The following is a 4842-nucleotide window of genomic DNA, read 5'->3' on the forward strand; positions in this document are numbered from 1 at the left end:
CTCATAACCTTTTCATTTTTAGTGTATTTGGTGAATGGTAAAAAATAGGTAAAAAGTAAATTAATAATTTTCTTGCGCCTTTCCCTGCAATTTTGTACTTTTGCAGCGGAAATTAAAATAAAACAAACAACAACTAATAAGTTGAGATTATGAAGAAATTACTATTTTTTTTATTGTTATGCGCATTTACTTTTGTAGCTAACGCTCAAATGGCAAATGCCGATCAGCCTGTAAAAATTGCTAAAAGGGTACAGGTAGATAACAGTCTCATGGAATGTATTTATCATTATACCGTAATAGATAGAGATTTATCTACTCGTCGTGAATATGACCAAATATTGCAAATCGGTGATTCTATTTGCAAGTATGGAGATTATGGAGAATATCGATTGGATTCTGCCATGGCGACCATGCCTGTTGTGACAAATCGAGATTTTGATGTGTTATATCGTAGATATAATCCAGAGTCAGACTGCATACTGCTACATATGAATTCTAATCGTTTGGATTTTTATGGTAGAGTTTGTATCGACCATTTTATTTACCATGAGCCAAAACCACAAATTAATTGGGAACTGTCAGATAGTACAAAAGAAGTATGTGGCTATTTGTGTCACCTTGCCACTTGCGAATTCAGAGGTCGTAAATGGCAAGTTTGGTACTCGGATATTCCATATAGTTTGGGACCTTGGAAGTTGAATGGTTTGCCAGGACTCATCTTGGAGGCTAGGTCTTTGGACAAAGACCATGTTTTCACGGCGATAACCGTGAGAAAGTCGCATGCTCCTATTCTTCGTGAAGAAAATGACGATTTTAAGACTACACGTGAACGCTTTAATAAGGCACTTCAGACTTATAAGGAAAATCCAATGAAATCTTTGCAGAATACACCTCTGGCTCCTAAAGACATGAATGGAAAGCCTTTGCCAGTTAAAAAGAGAAAGTTATTCTATAATCCTTTGGAAAAGGAATAGCAGCAAGGCAGTTTAATAAAAACAAAAGTTTTAGCATGAGTTTCATCAAGCATATTGGGATGGTTGTCCTTGCATTGCTAATGGCCTTGCCTCTCTCTGCCCAAACCACCCTTTCGGGAATGGTTAAGGACGAGTCGGGCAAAGCTCTTGGCAATGTAATGGTTAGAGCCTACAATCAACATAAGAAGTTGAAGCGTTATACGCAGACGAATAGACAAGGTGAATTCCGTCTTGCCACCACCGCCCATGATTCTATCTCCAGTATCACCTTGTCGCGGTTGAGTTATGAGACTAAAACCGTCCTGCAAAAGGACTTTGGCAAACTCAAGAATATCATCTTACATGATGCTGCCATCAATATCAAGGAGGTAGTAGTAAGAAGTGTGCCAATTCACCAATCTGGCGATACATTGACCTATAACGTCAATGCCTTCAAGAAAGGAAGTGATAGAAGTATTGAAGATGTCTTGAAACGAATGCCAGGTATCAGCGTGGATAATACTGGAGGTATCTATTATCAGGGAGAACGCATCAGCAAGTTTTATATCGAGAACATGGACATGCTGTCGGGCAACTATACCTTGGCTACCAAGAATATCCGCCCTGACGACGTGGCTGCGGTGAATGTCTACGAAAACCACCAACCCATAAGAGCCTTGAAGAATGTCTCCTTCTCCGACAAGGCAGCACTCAACCTGAAAATCAAGAACAACCGCAAGCTGAAGCCTATCGGCTATCTTCAGCAAGGACTGGGCTATGATGACCAGACGCTGTGGAAAAGCGATGTCTTCGCCATGCAAATCAACAAAAAAACGCAACAGCTCTTGTCGCTCAAGGCTAATGACACGGGCTTGACTTATAATACGTCGCAGTCTTTCGGACTCGACCAAGTTTCTGATTTCTCATCGTTTACATGGGATGGAATCAGTCTTTCTGCACAAGACATACCAAGCATATCTTTGAGCCGATACGTAGACAACAAGTCGGGCGAAGGCGCACTCAACTCTCTCTTCAAGCTGAAGGACAAACGAACGCTTACTCTCAATTTGCGCTATGCTGGTGATGACCTGCACTACCAAAACCAGAAAAAATCCAGTATCTTTGTGGATGACAACCAGTATCAAGACTTCTCTGAGAAGGTACAGGCGGCAGTATATTCTAATTCTTTGATGGGAAAGATAAAACTGGAGAACAATACGGAGAAAGTATATTTCCTGGATGACTTTACCTTCAACTCCAAGTTCTATCACAAGCATTTTGGGCTTGAGGACAACTTTGATGGCGCACAAAAGCAAAAATCAGCCAATTATCAGATAACCAACCAGTTTAGCTCCATTTACCATATTGGCAAGAAAGTGTTTCAGTTGCAAAGCAATATCAAGTTCTCCAACACTCCTGTCAATCGTCTCCAAGCGATTCCTACCGACAAGAGTTGGGAGATGTGGCAAAGCCTCAACGAGACTGCCTTTCAGACCGACGAGCATACCTCTTTCGGATGGCAACTCGGCAGACTCGTACAAATGGGCGTCAAGGTAAACTTCGAGTCTTATTACAATAAGATTCGTTTGTCCCGACTTCGTTCCGAGGAGAAGCTAGCCAACACTTTTCAGGGCTATATACTCAATACAAGCGTGGAGCCTTACTTCCTGATGGCTTGGAACCGGCTGACCTGGGAGGTGAGAGTTCCGTTGTCTCTGCTCAACATGCATTTCGAGAATGTGGGAGAGGACAAGGATTTTCGTCATGATGACACCTATGCCAATGTCAACACCACCCTCGCATGGAAAGTGACTAAGGGACTGAAGTTTAGGTTGAGAGGAGGTTCCCGATGCAATTTCGGTGACATATCCAACTTTGTTACTTCACCGATATTCTATACTTACAAGGATGCGACGACCAAGGGCACTGGTAGCTTGACCAATCGAAACTCTCTCTTTGCAAGCGGCCATCTCGACTTCCACAATACAATGGATGGGGTCTTTGCTTCGCTCATGGGCTTGATAACTCGCTCGCAAACCAACTCGATGAGCCAAACGAGCGTATCGGATGGGGATATCTACAACAAGGTGTCCAAGAAGAAAAATACCATGCTCGACAAGTCGCTCACTCTCAATGCCAGCAAGAATTTCCGTAGCACGGATACGTCTATCTCGCTGATGGCAAGTTTGGGAAATTACCATACTAATATTCTGTCGAAAGACAATGTGCTTAAACTCGTAAATGATCGTTATCTGGTAAATACCCGATTGGAACAGGCGTTTTGGAGCGACAAGCTGAACTTGTCTTTGGAGTACTCTTATTACCAAATGCAAAATAGAGTGAAGGACTTGGGGACTACGATGCGAGAGCACCAAGGTAGCTTTGGGCTTTCTTTCTTCTTGGTAGAGGACTTGGAGTTGTTCGGCGATGTCAGCATGAACTGGCTCAAGGACGCAGACCATCAGGAGCATGAGAGCGATGCCAATGCTGGCATCCGATATAAAAAGAAGAGCATAGAGTTGGAGTTGCTAGCCCAAAACTTGACAAATCAAAGGGTTTATGTGGTCAATAAGCAGATAAAGGAGAGCAATTATCGATACATTTATCAGTTGCGTCCTATCGGATGCACTTTCAGCGTAAAATATAATTTCTAATAATCCAATAAGGATGGTGACTTACTCGTCATCATCCTTATTGTTATCGGCTACGATTTGCGGACCTCTTACCTTCTTCTTCTCACTTTATAGAGACATTATTTTGTAGTTTCTTTATTTTTTCGTACTTTTGCAAAAAAAGAGAGGAATGAAAGAAAAGGTCATATATTTGTTGTTAATCCTCCTGATTCTTACATCTTGTGCAGGAAACAGGAAGTATGATGATTTGATGAAGCGGGCAGATAGCATCATGAATGTTAATGACGACTCCGCGAAGGTTGCCATCCGGATGCTTGATGGGGTCAAGTCTCAATTGTCCGAGTTTACCAAAAAGCAGAGAATGCGATATGAATTGTTGCGTCATAAGGCGATGAACAAGGCTTGCATCACGTTCACATCTGATAGCGTGATGAAGGAGGTCGTGGATTATTATGATAACCATGGCTCAGCTAACGAGCGAATGCTTGCCAACTATGTGTTGGGCTGCGTGTATCGGGATATGCATGAGGCACCAATGGCATTGGAGTATTATAATAAAGCGACGGAGCAAGCCGATACCACTGCCGCAGATTGTGACTATGGCACGCTTTATAGAGTATACAGCCAGATGGGTTTTCTCTTTAGTAAGCAATATTTACTTTATCAAGAGTTGAATGCTTTTGATAAGGCGGAGAAGTATGCCTATTTGGCAAAGGACACATTCAATGCTATCGTAAATTACCAAAATCAAGGAGAAGTCTATGATTTTTTAGGAAAAAAAGATTCGGTTATTGCTATAAATTTACAGGCAGCGAAGTTGTTTAAAAAACATGGCAACGATTACGCAGCAGCCATTGCTTTTGGATGTAATTACAAATATTATATTGAAAAGAAAGATTTTATTAATGCAAAGAAAGCTTTTGAGGCTTACAACTCTACAGGATATGAAGGCAATTCTAATTATGAAGATGCCAAAGCTTACGTGTTGTGTCTAAAAGGAACATACTATATGTTTACTGGTCAGTTAGATTCTGCTTGTTATATTTTACAGCAGAGTCTTAAGTTTTGCAAGTCATTTAGCAATAAAGCTGCAACAACAAAAGCATTGGCTCATTATTATGCAAAAGTTAACCAACCATCCTTGGCTATGAAGTATGCTTTGCAAAGTTCTGAGTATAATGACTCTGACTTGATAGAAGCTAGAAAAACTCAGTTACAGCAAGTTCAAGCCATGTACGATTATGGTAGAAATCAAG

3 protein-coding genes are annotated in these 4842 nt (G+C 41.3%); all 3 read left to right on the forward strand.

Translation table 11 applies throughout. The features are described 5' to 3' along the window. The first annotated feature begins 149 nt into the window (after positions 1-149). Positions 150-974 (forward strand): GLPGLI family protein, encoded by an 825-nt coding sequence (locus tag F7D73_RS12175; protein WP_153125082.1) that lies wholly within the window; start codon positions 150-152, stop codon positions 972-974. 35 nt (positions 975-1009) lie between these two features. Continuing rightward, the gene (locus tag F7D73_RS12180; protein ID WP_153125084.1) at positions 1010-3607 is read left to right on the forward strand and encodes a carboxypeptidase-like regulatory domain-containing protein; all 2598 of its coding nucleotides are present in this window, start codon (positions 1010-1012) and stop codon (positions 3605-3607) included. Positions 3608-3755: 148 nt separating this feature from the next. Next, on the forward strand, positions 3756-4842 hold a 1087-nt coding region (locus F7D73_RS12185), incomplete at its 3' end, for a tetratricopeptide repeat protein (RefSeq protein ID WP_367383721.1).

Origin of the sequence: Segatella copri, assembly GCF_009494395.1 — a bacterium.
Taxonomy (GTDB): Bacteria; Bacteroidota; Bacteroidia; order Bacteroidales; family Bacteroidaceae; genus Prevotella.